This window comes from Bacteroides sp. 1_1_14 (assembly GCF_000162515.1).
GTDB lineage: Bacteria > Bacteroidota > Bacteroidia > Bacteroidales > Bacteroidaceae > Bacteroides > Bacteroides thetaiotaomicron.
Window position 1 is genome coordinate 1 of sequence record NZ_GG774703.1, and the last position, 17,255, is coordinate 17,255.

Consider the following 17,255-nt stretch of genomic DNA (forward strand, 5'->3'; position numbering starts at 1 on the left):
AGAGAGATACAGGCTTGCCCTGTTCCACGTAATTGACAAACGGATAGTTTAGGTTCTGCCAAGTCCGCCGGCAGTGCTGTGTCCGTGTAACCCCAACATGGGCAAGGGTTATCCGACTGCTTACCTTTTGGTGAGAGCTAAAGTATCTTGCGCTCCTTCAAACCTTACGACGGCTAAAGTCAGTTCACTTACGTTAACCATGCTATCCAGCCTCGCCACTCAACGGTATGATACTAACCGTCCTTGACATTCCCTCACGGTTCAGTCTTGTCCTTTCGGAAAGTGTACTTTGTCCTATAAGCTTGGCACAACCCATCACTGGAGATGCACCTTATAGTAGGCTACCGCTGACGGAACAGCGGGTTAAATCATGCAATTAATATCACTGTCTAACAATCAATTACGTGACTTTACAGGTCACACCCAGGTCCTATTCAAATTCAGCATGATCACATACGCCGATTCGTAGGCGTCGGCGATGTCAGACATGAATGTCGGGTTGATAGGGTTGCAACGGTGGCTGTGCCGCGGATCGTCGAAGTTGATTACGTAGAACTGAACGTTCGCCTTGTACTTGTCCTTATTCTTGAGCAGATGGTTATAGACGATAAGGCTCAGGTCGGGAAACTTGAAATCATAGCAATAAAGCGCATAACCTTTCTCTATCTGCTGCTTGATGAACTGGTTGATGACACAGTAGCTCTTCCCGCTGCCCGGTGATCCGACCACTATGCAGCCCCTTTGGGGCAATACGACATTGATCCACCCATCATGCCATTTCTTCTTATAATAGAACCGTGTGGGCAGGTTCACCGAGTATTCGTTGGTGATCAAGCGAGTCTCCTGCATGAAGGACTCGTTCTCCTCATTGAAGACGTCATCCATCAGGTGTTCCTTTAAAAGACGCCCAGTCCACATGCCTACGGTGAGCAGGCAGATGTACCCGGCGGCAAGGGCGGACACATACGCCAGGGTGGTGAATGGAACACTCCAGCCGGCGGTGAGGAAAAGCTCGCTTCCCCAATAGAGGAATAGCCCGGCTGCCAGATAGCAGCCGATACGCCTTCATGTCATCTCCGGGACCCTCCGTCCTTTGGCGCCCATCGAGGAGAAGAAAAGGAACATCAGGCTGAAGCATTTGGTCACGGGGGAGCTGGTGAACAGTCCGGTGTCATGCTGGAAATTCAGCAGTATCCTGTCCACCATGCCGTTGGTACAGCCGGCGGCATGGAAGAACGGATAGCAGAAATAATAGATGTTCATCACGAGGAACAGGATGCTGACCGCCCGCATGAAGTCGATGGTCTTGCCGAGTCCTCTGGAATCTTCTTGTGCCATATGGGGTATGATTGGTTGTTATATGTGAATACTTCGTTAGTTGATCCGCGGGCCTTTCCGCCCCTTCCTCTTTTTCTTCTTTCCATAAATATTCCGGGGGAATGTCCTCAGCCGGGTAGGGACAGGATTCCATGGAGAAGATATCCAGCAGGCCTTCCGCAAGCCCCGTCTCCCTTGTGTCCGTATTCACGGGCGGTTCCTGTCCGGGAGTCGGCTTGTCGGGGACGGACGGGAGCGTGCCGTATTTCCGGTTGATAACCGAAGCGGAGAACTCCTTGCCGAGCGCCGATCCCTTGAAGACCGCCCTGATATTATGGTCTATATAGGTCACGCCGTAGATCACGCCCGCCCCGTTCTCCCAGAGTACGGGCACGATGCCTTTGCCTGCCAGCTCGTGCAGGAACCCTTCACGGGTATCCCGGCGGAGTGCCGTACGGATGTTTTCCCTTGTCTTTTCCGGCAGGGGATGCTTTTTCATCCATGTTCTGCTTTGTGAGAACCTCTTTTGGAGGGCACGGTATCCCACGCTTTTATCGATATTGCTAGATTTGATTCCGACCCCGGTACGTTTTCCCTTTCCGTCGGTCGCCGCATAGACCAGGCCGCTGCAACGTTTCCCGTCCACGACCTTATTCACTTCCTCCACGGTCACGTTGAAAAGTCCTAGCAGTGCCCTGAACTCCTTGAACGACTGGAAGCGGTAATTCTGCACGGCTGGTTTCACCACACCCGCAATCTGATGTTTCAGATCGCCTTTCGTGTAGTCCACCGTGGTCATCGGCCGGGAAATCCTGTATTCCTCCCTGCGTGACTGCAGCAGGCCGTATTTCCTTTCTAGTTCCCGGCAGATGTCCGTCGAACGTTCCCATTCCTTGTAATCCCTAAGCTTTTTTCCCTGTTCATCAATGCGCAGGGAGACTATATGGATGTGAGGACGCGCGTTGTCGTCATGGCGGAAGATAATGTAAGGCTGGTCGCCATATCCGAGCTTGTCCATATATTCCCGTCCGATGGCTTCCAGCTGTTCGTCGGAGAGCACGTCATCGGGATGGGGATTGAGCGAGAGGTGGATCACCGGCTTTTCCGTCCGGCGGTTCATGGCAAGGTAAGGTTCGAAGCTACGCATGCATTCGGTGATACCGACCTTTCCCTCCGGTGTCTCCATCACGCGGTTTCATGCCAGTGTCCGCGCTTTCCCCTTCTCCACTTTTTCCTGATTGTAATACAACGCCCCGTAGATGGCGGCACCGGATGTTATCTTTGCAACCATTGTTCAAACTCTTTGGTAAGACGGATGATTTCCTTGTTCAACGATACGAGCTCCACGGTCAGCTGTTCCAGTTTGTAAAGCAGGGCGAGGGCTTTCTTTTCGGTCAGTTCCCCGCTATGGACCGCCTTGACAATCTGGTTGTAGTTCACCCCGATGCGGCGGTACTCGCTCTGCAGGTTGGTGAGCTTGATGTAATAGTCTGTGGCCGCCTTGTCGATTTTCACCACTTTCATCGGTTTGCCGAAAATGGCCGACAGGATGAACTGCGACTTGGTTCCGGCACCGGAATTCTCATAGAGCCGTTCGAACTCGATGTTTTGGAGCTCGTTCAGACGGAATCCGTAGTAATAGGAATGGAGCTGGGAGGATTCCTTCGGACTGCGCCCCCCTCTTCATGTCCGGGAAGCGGCCGTTTTCTCTTTCTTGTACGCCTGTTTGATTTTAGCCATATTATTGATGTTTTTACCGGAGCAAAGTAAATGATAATTCGGATACCTGCCTAATTTCGGAAGGTGACTATTTCTGACAAAAAATGACTTTTGCTGACAGGGAATTATTCTTGCCTATCAACGTCTATCGATTCCACAGTTTACAATATTCTTTTCGTAGTTTTCTTTGAGTTTGGGGAGCAGGACAGAGAGGCTCTTTTTTCGTCGGGCGAGATCGGCGCGGAGATCGTACGGTTTGGAGAAGGTTACATGGAAAAATGTTTCGAATGCTGTCACTAGGGCGGAGAAGGAATGCCGGTTACCTTTTTCGTCTGTAACAAATCCGGAATAATCTAGCGAGGTGATCAGTTCCATGAGATTTACTAGAGAGCTTTTCCAATGAAGAGATGGGGTGGTATTCCCTCTTTTCGACACGGGTGGTGGAACGGCATGGCATTCAGGATGATCCACTGCGAAATGAAGCAGGTCTATTTCTGTCCTGACAAGGGCAACAGCTTTTGTTAAGTATATAGTAGTCGGATTGTCAGGAACAGAGTATTTCCCATTTCGATATGTTGCCAATTCCAATTCCAGCTGACGCATTTTTCTGAGTTTCCCGATAATGGAGAGTTCGCTACTGGCTACCAATGATAGGTGATTAACAAACTCTTCATAAGCCGATGAAAGTTCTGATTCTGTGGGGTTTTCCTTTTTCTGGATGATCTCTGTAAAAGAGCAGAACGAATGATACTTCATTGATGTTTCCATAAATTTCTAATAAAAAATTGTATTCAATGAGATTACAGCAAAGTCTGTACCATCTCGTTTGTATTCTGTTCTTTTTTATAAATATCAGATAATTAGAATGAAGGGGTTACGTGAAGACTGTTTGGTGTAGAGGGGAAGCGTACATATTCCTTACACAAGTGTAAGGAATATGTACGCTTTCTGTAAACCTTAATGTCCCTTGGACAAGGCGAAGGAAGTTATTTCAGCAAAGTTTTTGGGAGAATTTATGTAATCTCGCTTGTATAACGAAGTTCTTTTGTCTGTGAGTATTGCCTGCTATTTTGAATTCAGGAATCTGACAAATCCTCTGCCTGTTCGCAGATTAGGCAAATACATAATGGTAAACAGCTTCCATTATACGGCAGATGGAGTGTGCGTGTGGGGGCTAGCTTCCGATAACGGATATTCCGGTCTGTTTTCTCTCCCAGTTTATTTACTATTGATTGAAGTAATCCTGATTCAATGATTTTGGATATATTCCCTGTTATAAGGACCTTTCGCATGGGTTGGGCATGCCCGCCCAGTCATATCCGCTTTTACATTCAACATGGTGGACCTCAAACTCAATTCTGCTGCATAAGATTTTATATTTGTGGGTATGTGAATTATATTGTTCGCAAATCAATTATAACTTTGTGGTCCGTATTGTTCTAGACTGCTACAAACGTAAGCAGTTCCTTTGCGGATGCAAAATAAAAAGAACTAAATCTTTCGACAGTGTTTGTTTTTTATTATGTTGTATTATTTTATATAATACCGTATCTCTTTAGCTTCTCATATAGGGTTGTCCGGCTCATATTCAGTTCTCTGGCCGTTCTGGCGCGGTTATTACCTGTTCGTTCCAGTATTTGGAGTAGCAGTTGCCGTTCCCTTTCTTTTCCGGTGAGTACCACGTTTTCTTCCAGTTTTAATGTTAGGTCTAAATTCAGGTCAGTCGCCGTAATCCATCCACCTCCTGCCAGCAGCATGGCCCGACGGACACAGTTTTTAAGCTCGCGGATATTACCAGGCCAGCCATACTGTTCCATGGTGGCAACAGCCAGCCGGTCAAATCCTTGTACGGCTAACCGGTATTCTTTAGAGAAGCGCTTCAGAAAGAATTTCGCTAACGGCAGGATGTCTTCGTGACATTCCGAAAGCCGGGGTACCCAGATGGTGAACTCATTCAGGCGGTGGAATAGGTCCTCTCGGAAACGTCCTTCCGAAATGGCCTTTTCAAGATTTTCATTGGTAGCGGCCAGCAGTCGTATATCGAAACAGCGTTCTTTAGTTGATCCGACTGGTTTATAACGTTTCTCTTGCAGAGCACGTAAAAGGAGCATTTGGGTCTTGTAGGACAGGTTCCCGATTTCATCAAGGAACAGTGTACCACTATCTGCTTCTTGGAAAAGTCCAGTCTTGTCACTGTCGGCCCCAGTGAAGGCACCTTTGCGGTGGCCAAAAAATTCTGAGGCCGCCAGTTCTTCTAATATAGAGCCGCAGTCTACTGTGATATAAGGCTTGTTTTTCCTCCGGCTCTGTTCGTGCAGCTCGCGGGCGATATGCTCCTTCCCCGTACCAGATGCTCCACGGAGTAGTACAGATATTTCCGGGGCGGCAACCAATCCGATCTGTCGGTACATTTCTCGTGCCTTGTCGCTCTCACCCCGATAAAACTCGTTCATGTCATGTTTCATATGACTGAATACTTTATTGATGGTGTCCAATAGCTTTTCTGGACGGACAGGTTTACAGAGGTAGTTAACAGCACCGAGTTGCATGGCCTCCACAGCATTTTCCACCTGTCCGTAGTTTGTCATGATAAGAAATGGAACTGCCAGATTCTTTTCATGCATCCACCGGAGTAATTCTGTGCTGTTTCCGTCCGGTAAGCGCAAATCAGCAAGGATCAGGTCGAACTCTTTGGTTGCAAGATGTTTTCGGGCCGCGGACAGCATGGTCACACTCTTTGTTATCATGTCGTTTTTGCTCAGCCAGTTACATATGCTCCGGCTGAATATCACATCATCTTCTATTACCAGTATTGTCTTTTTCATATCCATTCTTCTGTATGTATTCGGCATAGGCGACTAGTTTTTCTGCCGCCAGTTCTATTTTGCGTATCTCCATGAATTCTCTTTCCTGCCATTTTTCAGGATCGGTAATTATTATTTTCCATAGGTTTTCTACCGGATAGTCCAGATTGACTATTTCCCAAAGTGGAAGGTTCTTATGCAGGATATCACAGATGCTTTGCCGGTTATTCTCACATAAAGACTTATGTAAGCGGGTGAGTTCTTTCCGACTTTCACACAGAAAGATTTCCAGCATTTCTGTTTGGTTGTCCTCATCAGTGAAGAGCACGGAAAAATCGGGTTTCCATGCCTGGCTCTTCTCTGCCCCAATGGTACTGTATATGCCTTGGATAAGTGTTTTCATAGTGAACGGTTTACGGATGCATCCGCTAAAACCTCGTGCAAGATAATTTGCTTCTTCATCCATACGGGCGGTCAGGGCTATGACCGGAATCATATTGGCCCGGCGGATGTTGGACGAACGGAGCAACTCTAGGATGGAATATCCGTCCAGTTCCGGCATCCGGATATCTGTCAGCAGCAGATCGTATTCATCCTCCCTCAGTCTGGATACCAGTTCACTGCTGTTTGTGCAAATATCACAATGCGCTCCGCTGCGATTAATCATCTCTGAGGTAATATGGAGCTGCCTGATGTCATCGTCAAGCAACAAAATGTGCAGTCTGTCCAGTTTGTAGGCTGTAGATGGATAATCATTTTCCGTAATTTGTAATTTTTCATCGGCAGGTGGTAGGGGAATCATTACGGTGAAGGTGCTGCCCTTTCCTGGATGACTTTTCACTTGGATATTCCCGCCCATCTGGGTGACTAGGCGGTGGGAAATGGTCAGCCCAAGTCCGAATCCAGATATATCACTAGCATTTCCAAGTCTTGCAAAAGCCGTGAATATTTTTTTTGTTTCGGGTTCACTCATGCCGGATCCGGTATCTTGTACCCAGAAGCGAAGCTCTCCGTTCCCGTATTCGGCATTCAGGTGGATGTTACCTTTGTCTGTAAACTTGAAGGCATTGCCGAGAAGATTATTCACTATTTGTTGTAGCCAACCACGGTCACCGCTGACTATGGTATTCATGCCGGAAAAATTGTAGGAAAAACGAAGATCCTTTTTCCGGGCCTGTAGGAGATGGTTATCAATAATCTCCTTGAACAAAGATTCCAAATTATAGAAAGAAAGGTGTGGCTGTATTTGCTCAGTATCCAGTAAATAGAACTCCATCAAAGTATCTACTAGTAGGAGCATATACTCCGATGAATGTCTAATATTTTCTATGTATTTTATTCGTAATGAACTATCCTTTTCCCGAGGAAGCAATCTAGTGTAGCCGTTTATCGTTGTTAAGGGAGAGCGTAAATCATGGGCAATAGAGAGCATCATCTCCCGTCTGGAGCGAAGAAGCTCACGGTTGGCTTTATCCGAGGCCTCAAGCTCTTTCTGGTACTTATATTTGCGTTTCAAGTCACGGTGTATGATGACATACAGCAATATGGTGAGAGCTGAAACGGAGGCGGACAGGACGAAAACCGAACGAAAGAATGCTCACGGCCCAGAGTAAACCGCCGATATCGTTTTTCCATCTTGAGCTTCGCTTCGGATTCAAGTTCTCGCACAATACGATACAACTTTTTATTCAACTTGCTACTATTTTCATACAAGCGATCCATTTGAAACAGTAACTGTTCTTCTTTGTTCTCTTGCATGTCCGTCACTTCCTTGCTTAAGGAATGTAGCATATCGGTATTTTTTTGTACAGTAATGTCATTTTTTTTATGTCGTTCTCTATAAGCAGATTCCTTCTTTTTCCGTTTGAGAATACAGGATATTTTAGACCAGAGACTTTCCCTTTTCACCGTTGAACTTGTATCAGAAATGACGGACGGAATATTCTTTTTTGCATTGGAAATAATGGCAGGAATTTTCCGGTTGACAACCTCGTCGATCTCCCATAAATGCTCAAATGTCCTCATTAAAGTGTCTAGTAGAGCCTCTTTCTCTTGTAAAAGTAAGCAGAGGGAGTCGATGTGGCTCTGTTCGCCAGAATCTGTAGTGCACTTCTTCAACTTTAGTAGATTACGGCAGACTTCTTCTCTTTTTGTATGATAACTGTTAAAATCCTCTTTGTCCCATACACTGACCATCTCCCCATAGGTGGAAAGTTCCAGCAAGCCGGCATAGGATTGTTCCACCAAACCGCGGACCAAGTGTAGCTTCTGTTCTTCCTGACGTAAACGGTCACGATTTACCTGCTCTTTGCGGAACAGACCAACCGTGATAATAAGCAGGAAGATCAAAGAGACATATCCAATAAATACTTTAACTCTCAGCCACATACTACTGTAATGTTTATTAAATAATCAGTAATCGTGTAATATAGCGTCTAACAAATATGGCTTTTTGGGTGAGAATTTCCTGATAATGGAATATGGTCTTTAAATGCCCCTATCTCCTGATGGTTGTAAAATAGGCTTTTTTTAAGCATATGTCTCTGATATGTTTTGTTAATTTATGTATATTGTTTAGGGTTGTTTTTTACACCAAAGTACAATATTCAAAAACAAAAAATTATTGTTGAATCAGTTGAATATGTAAAAATATCTCTGTATGAACCAGAATATATCATTTTATCTGTTAAATTTTTATTGTATATCATATTGCATTTTTTTATCTACCAGATCATCCGTTAACCTTATTTTAACATTTATACGACTTCTTTCGGCATGAAATAGCCTAACGGATAGATGCAATTATGCTTTGTCAGATAAATCTGCGCCCATTTCAAAATATATTTCTAATGAAAAAAGATCATTAGAAATAGTAATTCAACGAATAACCGGCCATTTTTACTATATAAAATACTTTTGATAAAAATGTACAGTAATCGAATTTTAACAATCCAAAGTATAAATCATTTTATACAATAAACAGTGAAGATTTCACTGATGAGGCGAATGTTCAATGTCATATCTCCCAATATACCCGTGCCCAATATAAAAGTTATTCATTCATAACGGGTGTATCGGGCATTTTTGTCATCTGTCTTTTGACAGGCTCCTATATACAAGTGAACATCTTTCTTCCCTTTTCTATGCTTATTATAAAGTGATAGATCAAGACTATTAATCTTGCCTAAAACAGAATTCACACTTTTGCAAAAGAAAAGACTATTAGTTGCTACAAATATAGTTCAAATATAATGAATCTCCAATAGATATGAGATTTTTTTTGAATATTATGTGATTTGTATACAATTACTTGCAGTATTTGTTATAGTAATATTCAATAATGGAATAGTATTTACTTCCGGGGTATACTGAATACAGCGATTTGAACCTATCTGCTTCAATTTTAATAATTATTATAAAGATACCATTCTATTTGATTTTATAGTTCCACCGCTTCTTATCTCTTGGAAGAATAATATGTATTCTTATTTTATATGTTTATGTATCATTTATTATATATATTTACCCTTAATCGTCTGTTGTCTGTGTGGTTCTATTTTCATTTCTAAATTGTTTTGGGGTCATTCCTGTCATGTTTTTAAACGTAGAACTGAAATATCGGGGATAAGTAAAACCCACTTCGCAACTTATTTCATTTATATTTAAATTTGTGTTAACAAGTAGTGACATCGCTTGCTCTATGCGTAATCTGTTTATATAGTCATTTACTCCCATACCTGTTATAATTTTTATTTTGCTGTATAATGAAGATCGGCTGACTATCATTGCATCCGCCAATTGCTGGACGGAGAACCCTTCGTCAGATAGATTTTCATGTATGACAGCATTTATCTTTTTCATGAAATCCTCATCGGCCTTACTGTTTGTCAAATCTAATAAGGAGGGTGAACCAGTAACCGTTACATATTGACTGTGTATTTTTTCTCTGTTTTTTAAAATATTGCCGACGACGACCTTTAAAAAGGCCAAATCAAAAGGTTTAGGGATATAAGAATCGGCCCCGGATTTATATCCGGTTGTTATTCCTGTTTGGTCATAACGTGCTGTCAGCAATATTACTGGTATATGGCTTATCCGGATGTCGTTTTTTATTTGACGGCATAATTCAAAACCATCCATTTGGGGCATCATTACATCGCTCACAATGATAGACGGTTGTTTCTTTCTGCATGTTTCCAGTGCCGAGATTGCATTGTCTGCTGCATAAACTTTTTTAAAAGTTCCTGTAAAGGACTCTATTAGGTATTCTCTTAACTCCTTTTCATCCTCTACGATAAGTATGGTCTTCCCGGTACAATCGAAATGTAAATCTTGAGTTGTGTTCACAATGGGGGCTTCTTTTTGTAGTAACCTTGTGGCTTCTGCCTTTTCATTGATATCAAGAAGCGGCAACTCTAAATAAAATGTCGCCCCTTTGTCGGTATTATTATAGGCCCCAATATCCCCTCCATGCATTTCCATGATTGTTTTGGCATAATATAATCCGAACCCGCTTCCTTTTTCCTTATGATTACCTTTATAAAACCGTGTGAAAAGGTTTGTTATATCCGAATCTTGTATACCGATTCCTTCATCTACAACTGATATTCTGACTTTGTTTTCAAGCTTCCGTGTGTTTATTGTTATACAACTTTCGGGCATGCTGAATTTCAGTGCATTCATCAGCAGGTTTGACAGTACGGTATGACATTTTTGCTTATCAAACCATACCTCTTCTATATCGGTGGTCATTTGTAATTTTATGCATATCCCTTTCTGCCTGGCTTCTTCTGTAAAATCTTTTACAATATTAGTTATCCATTCGTCTAATTTGCATTTTTGTATTTTCAATTTACTATAGCCTGCTTCCATACTGTTCCAGTCTAGTACCATGTCCACTATTTCCCTCATATATTGTGCCTGATTGAATATTAATTGCAATTGTGGCATCAGATATGAAGGTAACCCTTGTGTCTCGTTTTTATCTATCAAACGTTTTAGTGGAGCATAAATCAATGTCAAAGGGGTCCGTAATTCATGATTTATGTGAATGAGAAAATCTATCTTCTTTTCATTAAAATATTGTCTATATTCTTTTAGTCTCTTTTGTATTTTGACTTTTTTTCTTATATTAAAAATAGACATTCCTACAATGATTCCTCCTGTAAGAAAAATGCAACATAGGATTATAAACCAGTCCGTTTTATACCATGGTGGGGTGACATGAATGTCAGTTAGGTGGATGGGCATGGTATAATTCCCGTCTTTTGTCATGCATGATACTTCAATGTGGTATTTGCCTGGGGAGAGATTGGAAAGTTCCAGCATCGGATGGTATGATTCAATGCTTTTATCAACGTCTCCTTTTATAATATATCGAAATGGAACCCGCTGGAAAATATCTTTGTTTTTGATATGTACCTGTAGTATGAGTGTATTATATTTCCATGGAATCTTTATGTTGCGTATATTTATATCTGATGTTTGTAGTTGTCCGTTAAGCTCTACTCCACAAAGCTCTATCTCAGGATATGGCTCATTAGGCTCTGGAATATCCGTGTTAATTTGCACCAGCCCTTCTATACCACCGAAATAAAGATATCGGTGTTTTTTCATAGTCCGTTGTTGATAAGTGAATATTATTTCATTGGGATGAAATCCGTCGCTTCTGTTCCATTGGATAAACTTGTCGTCTTTTATACAATACGAGTACAGCTGGTTTTGCGCGCAAATCCATACCCTTTCAGAGGAAGGGTCATAGCGGAGTGCACTAATGTCACTGAACAATTGTGAGTCTATTTTTGAGTATCTTTTTTCTTTTAGATTGTAATATCCTATCCCGGCTGTTGTTCCCACCCATATCCTATTTTGCCCGTCACAATCGATTGCAGTGATGGTCTCTTTTTCGTCTATTTGAAAAAGAGGTTGGATGCTATCATTTTTATTAATGATTTGGAATACTTTATTGCCACTCATCGTTAGAGACATCTTTTCATCAGAATACGCCATTACTGAAGTTGGTAATTGGTAATTCTTGTCTGTTTTGATCGGAGAGAATTTTCTATTATTTATATCATATATCCATATATCTTTGCTTAGTATATATATTTTGTTCTTTGTCACCCGATGGGCGCGTGGAATATATCCGTAAAAGCATTGCCTGAAATTGATACTATCATTTATTATTAAAAATGGTCGGTAAGCTCCCGTGTGTGTGTCGAATAAAAAGAGTCCTTTGGTATAAACAGATACTATCAGCTCTTTTTCTGATATAGGAGCTATGGAAACCACTTTATCTCCATAGGTGGAGTAAAAATGCTTGAAATCTCCCGTTTGAGGCTCATACAGGTTTATTCCGCCACCGTCTGTACCGATCCATAGCCTTCCATTAGGCTCTTCGAATAAACTTGTTACCGATTTCTCGCTCAGTCCGTTAATATATCCTAATGGGCAGTCTTTATATGTGCGTATGTAGCTTTCTTTAATATTGAAAACCCCTCCTCTGACACTTCCGGCCCATAGGCCTTCATTTTCATCCTTATATAATATAGTAACAGAATTTACGGGTAACGAATTTTTATCTCCAGCAATATGGTAGAGATTGGAGAAATTCTCATTAGACAGTTCCAGGCGGTTGATTCCTCCTCCGTCAGTCGCCAGCCATAGGAACCCTTCCTTCTCTACGATATCCAATACATAATTGTTTGTTAGGTCGGAGTTTTCTTTTGTATACCGTTTTATAAACTTACCTGTTTTTTCATAACAAAACAAACCTTGTCCCCAGAAGGATAAATATATATATCCGTTTGACGATAGATACGCCCCTTGCAGAATATTGTTTGAACCAGAGAAAAGCCTTTTCAGTCGCATGGTCTGATAGTCCAATACGTATACCCCATCTCTCCTGGTGGCGACTAGTGCCTCTCTTTCAGAAAATGCTATAATTTTTTGTACCCTGTACTTTGTAACATCACTACCTTTATCCTCTTGCTTTTTAATATTAATGGATTTAAAAGAGCGTTTTTTATAGTCATATTTGTATATTCGGTTTTCGCTTCCGAAAAGTATTCCATCGGTTATGCATAAAGAGGAGTATATTATATCTCGATTAACAAGAGTAAAATTCCCATGTTTCTCATCATATGTTACCATCCCCTCCCGGGTGGATATCCATATATTGTTTAGAGAATCTTGAGTTAGATGTAGAATCTCATTGTCGGGTAAAGAATATCTGTCTTCCGGGTTACTCTTGAATATTTTTAAATCTTGTCCTGTATAAGAATTTAGTCCATTCCTCGTTCCTATCCATAACTTTCCCTTTTTATCCAAGAGAATGGATTGGACAGTTGATTGTGAAAGCCCTTCCTCAATGGAAATGGACGTAAACTGATAGTTTACGCCGCGACCCAGGGCAGAGAATGCACAAAGTAATATTACTATAATAAGTAGGGCTGTGTTTCTATGCATTTTTATCTTTATAGTATTATTTCAAGTTTGTATTTTATTAATAAACGATATTGTTACATAAAATGTTTATTAAATCCATGTTTTTAAGACAAAAAAATAATTATTGGATTATACATGACTTTTTTTGCATGATTTTTGATCTTTTTTTTTACGCCGCTACATACTTTTGCCACAAATAATTAACTGTTTTTAGAATATGAAATTTTATTTGCTTTTTATTTTTATCTCCTTAAATCTGTGTTCCTTTTCTGCACGAGCTACAGATACTATTTTTGTTTATGAAACACAAGTTCCAATTTTGATAGAACGCCAAGATAACATGTTATTTTTAATGCGTTTGACTACTGCTAGAAGTGATACAAAATTAAATGAAGTGGTTTTACGATTGGGTCAAAATGTGAACTTGTCAAACATCCAATCTATCAAGTTGTATTATGGAGGTACGGAAGCACGTCAGAACTATGGTAAAGAGCTTTATCTTCCTGTTGCCTACATTTCTCGTGATGTGTCAGGGAAGACATTGGCTGCAAATCCTTCTTATTCGATTAATAAATCACAGGTAAATAATCCCGGGCGGAAAGTGATACTGAATGCTAAGCAAAAACTTTTTCCCGGAATCAATTATTTCTGGATCAGTCTGCAAATGAAACCGGGCACCTCTTTGCTGGATAAAGTGTCAGCTAAGATCGTTACTGTTAAGGTTGATAATAAAGAAGCACTTATATATACGGTTTCACCGGAGAATATAACTCATAGGGTAGGAGTAGGGGTACGCCATGCCGGTGATGATGGTTCGGCTGCTTTCCGTATTCCGGGATTGGCAACTACTAATAAAGGAACATTGCTGGGAGTTTATGATGTACGTTATAATAGCAGTGTTGATTTGCAGGAACATGTGGACGTCGGTTTGAGCCGTAGTGTAGACGGTGGTAAAACATGGGAGAAGATGCGTTTACCTTTAGCTTTTGGTGAAACTGGCGGTTTGCCTGCTGCTCAGAACGGCGTTGGCGACCCTTCGATCTTAGTGGATACCAAGACCAACACAACATGGGTGGTGGCGGCTTGGACACATGGAATGGGTAATCAGCGTGCTTGGTGGAGTTCTTATCCGGGAATGGATATGAATCATACGGCCCAGTTGGTATTGTCAAAGAGTACGGACGATGGTAAAACGTGGTCGGGGCCTATTAATATAACAGATCAGGTGAAAGACCCTTCCTGGTATTTCCTTCTGCAAGGGCCGGGACGCGGTATCACAATGCAGGACGGCACACTGGTATTCCCGATTCAGTTTATCGACTCTACCCGTGTTCCGAATGCGGGAATCATGTATAGCAAAGATCGTGGCGAAACATGGAAAATACATAACTACGCACGTACCAATACGACTGAAGCACAAGTGGCGGAAGTAGAGCCGGGCGTATTGATGCTGAACATGAGGGATAACCGTGGCGGCAGCCGTGCTGTTGCTACCACCAAGGATTTGGGCAAGACGTGGACAGAACACACTTCTTCGCGCAAAGCATTGCAGGAACCGGTGTGTATGGCAAGCCTGATTAGCGTAAAAGCCAAAGACAATGCACTAAACAAGGATATTCTTTTATTCTCCAACCCGAATACGGTGAAAGGCCGCCATCATATCACCATCAAAGCAAGTCTGGATGGCGGTGTCACATGGTTGCCCGAACATCAGGTGATGCTCGATGAAGGTGAAGGATGGGGATATTCTTGTCTGACTATGATTGATAAGGAGACAGTCGGCATACTGTATGAGAGTAGTGTAGCCCACATGACTTTCCAGGCTGTCCCGTTAAAGGATATAATAAAATAGAGACACACTCGACCTGTAATCATGAAAAACAAATTAATACTATTAATATATTTTACAATTAACTTATACACACTTTCAGTGGCAAAAGCAGGTGATTACCACCTGCTCCCCCAGCCACAAAAGTTTACCCCCTCTCATATAAACTTTCAAGTGAATAAGGTGATGCTTTCCACTCCTGTGCTTCAACAGGAGTGGGAAGCCTTTATCGCAGAAATGGGTGGAATAGTCTCACCAAAGGCAACTGCCGTCATCGAGGTGAAACTACTGCCTTCTCTACCTGAAATACCGATGAACCGGGATGAGGCTTACCGCCTGAATGTAACCAGGAAACGGATAACCGTTGAGGCTGTGACCGAACGGGGCGTTTATTGGGCTATGCAGACTTTAAGGCAACTGGCAGAGAAAAAGAACTCAAAAACACAGATTCAAGGAGCTGAAATCGTTGACTGGCCTGCTTTCCGTGTTCGCGGATTCATGCAGGACGTAGGGCGGAGTTACATTTCATTGGAAGAACTTAAGCGTGAAATCGCCGTACTCGCAAAATTCAAAATCAACGTCTTCCACTGGCATCTGACCGAGAATCAGTCCTGGCGACTGGAAAGCAAGATTTTCCCGATGCTTAATGATAGCGCGAACACCACCCGCATGCCCGGCAAATATTACACGCTGGAAGAAGCCAAAGAACTGGTCGCTTTCTGTAAGGCGCATCACATGACGTTGATTCCAGAAATTGATATGCCCGGACACAGTGCAGCCTTTATACGCACCTTCCGTCACGACATGCAAAGTCCCGAAGGAATGAAAATTCTGAAACTTCTGCTGGATGAAGTGTGCGAAACGTTTGACGTGCCTTATTTGCATATCGGCACGGATGAAGTGCAGTTTACCAACCCCCGTTTCGTACCGGAAATGGTATCCTATGTACGTTCCAAAGGCAAGAAAGTAATCTCATGGAATCCGGGTTGGCACTACAAACCCGGAGAAATTGATATGACCCAGCTCTGGAGCTATCGCGGGAAAGCGCAGGAAGGTATTCCCGCCATTGATTCACGTTTTCATTATCTGAACCATTTTGATACATTCGGTGATATTGTCGCATTATACAACAGCCGTATTTATAATAAGGAACAAGGAAGCGACGACCTGGCAGGAACGATTCTGGCTATCTGGAACGACAGGCTGATTGATTCCGAATGGGATATGATTGTCGAAAATAATTTTTATCCCAATATGCTGGCTGTGGCAGAACGTGCCTGGAAAGGTGGCGGAACTGAATATTTTGACAAGAACGGCACAATACTTCCTACTGATGGACAGTCGGAGCTATTCAAGAATTTTGCTGATTTTGAACGTCGTCTGTTGTGGCATAAGGAACATACCTTTGCCGGTTATCCGTTTGCGTATGTCCGTCAGACAAATGTGAAATGGAATATTACGGACGCGTTTCCGAATGGGGGAGATTTGACAAAGTCTTTCCCGCCGGAAGAATCCTTGCGGGATAGTTACACTTATGAAGGAAAGACATACAATGTACGTCCTGCCATTGGTGCCGGTATTTATTTGCGCCATGTATGGGGTACGTTTGTTCCCGGATTCTATAAAGAACCGGAAGAGAACCATACAGCCTATGCTTACACCTATGTCTATTCACCGAAAGAACAGACAGCCGGTCTGTGGGTGGAATTCCAGAATTACAGCCGTTCGGAAGCCGACCTTCCCCCTTTACAGGGAAAATGGGATTATAAAGAAAGCCGCATTTGGATAAATGAACAGGAAGTGTTGCCGCCCGTATGGACAGCCACCCACCGGACTAAAAGCAATGAAATCACTTTGGGTAACGAGAACTGTGTAGTGCGTCCCCCTTTGGAAGTCCGTCTGCAAAAAGGATGGAATAAAGTATTTATGAAATTGCCGGTAGGAAAGTTCACTTCTCCCGAAGTCCGGTTGGTGAAATGGATGTTTACCGCTGTTTTTGTTACTCCTGACGGACAGAAAGCGGTAGAAGGACTCATTTACTCACCAAATAAAACACTAGAGTGACATATCGATTATAGAGAGAGAACTATTTATAAATATGCTATGAGCAGATTTGAATATGTTATAATGAAACTCAGATA

General features: G+C 42.4%; 7 protein-coding genes and 2 pseudogenes. 2 read left to right on the top strand and 7 right to left on the bottom strand.

Annotated elements, in window-relative coordinates:
* Nucleotides 1-420 precede the first annotated feature (420 nt).
* The 7 genes and pseudogenes from HMPREF9007_RS27465 to HMPREF9007_RS20770 all read right to left on the bottom strand — a co-directional run.
* A pseudogene (locus HMPREF9007_RS27465) lies at nt 421-1,278 on the bottom strand (YWFCY domain-containing protein); the annotation flags it as partial.
* On the bottom strand, nt 1,172-2,503 hold the full coding sequence (mobB, locus tag HMPREF9007_RS0124605) for a conjugal transfer protein MobB (protein ID WP_008760173.1): 1,332 nt from the start codon (nt 2,501-2,503) through the stop codon (nt 1,172-1,174). The gene mobB and the pseudogene HMPREF9007_RS27465, both read right to left, overlap by 107 nt.
* Before the next feature lie 89 nt (nt 2,504-2,592).
* Nucleotides 2,593-2,940, bottom strand: coding sequence for a hypothetical protein (locus HMPREF9007_RS26995; protein ID WP_224204847.1), 348 nt, complete (start codon nt 2,938-2,940; stop codon nt 2,593-2,595).
* 234 nt (nt 2,941-3,174) lie between these two features.
* Nucleotides 3,175-3,804 (bottom strand): RteC domain-containing protein, encoded by a 630-nt coding sequence (locus HMPREF9007_RS20785; protein WP_008766567.1) that lies wholly within the window; start codon nt 3,802-3,804, stop codon nt 3,175-3,177.
* Nucleotides 3,805-4,571: 767 nt separating this feature from the next.
* A complete protein-coding gene (locus HMPREF9007_RS20780) occupies nt 4,572-5,861 on the bottom strand; it encodes a sigma-54 dependent transcriptional regulator (protein ID WP_032850200.1) in 1,290 nt (429 codons plus the stop codon).
* Nucleotides 5,830-8,228: pseudogene (locus HMPREF9007_RS20775) on the bottom strand (hybrid sensor histidine kinase/response regulator). The gene HMPREF9007_RS20780 and the pseudogene HMPREF9007_RS20775 overlap by 32 nt, the downstream one beginning before the upstream one ends.
* A gap of 1,140 nt (nt 8,229-9,368) precedes the next feature.
* Nucleotides 9,369-13,307: a two-component regulator propeller domain-containing protein gene (locus HMPREF9007_RS20770; protein ID WP_008760176.1), complete on the bottom strand. Its 3,939-nt coding sequence runs from the start codon at nt 13,305-13,307 to the stop codon at nt 9,369-9,371.
* Between the two features lie 196 nt (nt 13,308-13,503).
* Here HMPREF9007_RS20770 and HMPREF9007_RS20765 point away from each other — a divergent pair, with 196 nt between their 5' ends.
* Together HMPREF9007_RS20765 and HMPREF9007_RS20760 are read left to right on the top strand one after the other, a co-directional pair.
* Complete coding sequence (locus HMPREF9007_RS20765; protein ID WP_008760177.1) at nt 13,504-15,138, top strand: sialidase family protein; 1,635 nt, start codon at nt 13,504-13,506, stop codon at nt 15,136-15,138.
* 21 nt (nt 15,139-15,159) lie between these two features.
* On the top strand, nt 15,160-17,178 hold the full coding sequence (locus tag HMPREF9007_RS20760) for a family 20 glycosylhydrolase (RefSeq protein WP_008760178.1): 2,019 nt from the start codon (nt 15,160-15,162) through the stop codon (nt 17,176-17,178).
* Nucleotides 17,179-17,255 lie beyond the last annotated feature (77 nt).

Bases quoted from the DNA above. Each gene is read 5' to 3' on its own strand.
- mobB (WP_008760173.1), bottom strand. From the start codon at position 2,503: ATGGAGACACCGGAGGGAAAGGTCGGTATCACCGAATGCATGCGTAGC.
- HMPREF9007_RS20760 (WP_008760178.1), top strand. From the start codon at position 15,160: ATGAAAAACAAATTAATACTATTAATATATTTTACAATTAACTTATAC.
- HMPREF9007_RS20765 (WP_008760177.1), top strand. From the start codon at position 13,504: ATGAAATTTTATTTGCTTTTTATTTTTATCTCCTTAAATCTGTGTTCC.
- HMPREF9007_RS20770 (WP_008760176.1), bottom strand. From the start codon at position 13,307: ATGCATAGAAACACAGCCCTACTTATTATAGTAATATTACTTTGTGCA.
- HMPREF9007_RS20785 (WP_008766567.1), bottom strand. From the start codon at position 3,804: ATGGAAACATCAATGAAGTATCATTCGTTCTGCTCTTTTACAGAGATC.
- HMPREF9007_RS20780 (WP_032850200.1), bottom strand. From the start codon at position 5,861: ATGAAAAAGACAATACTGGTAATAGAAGATGATGTGATATTCAGCCGG.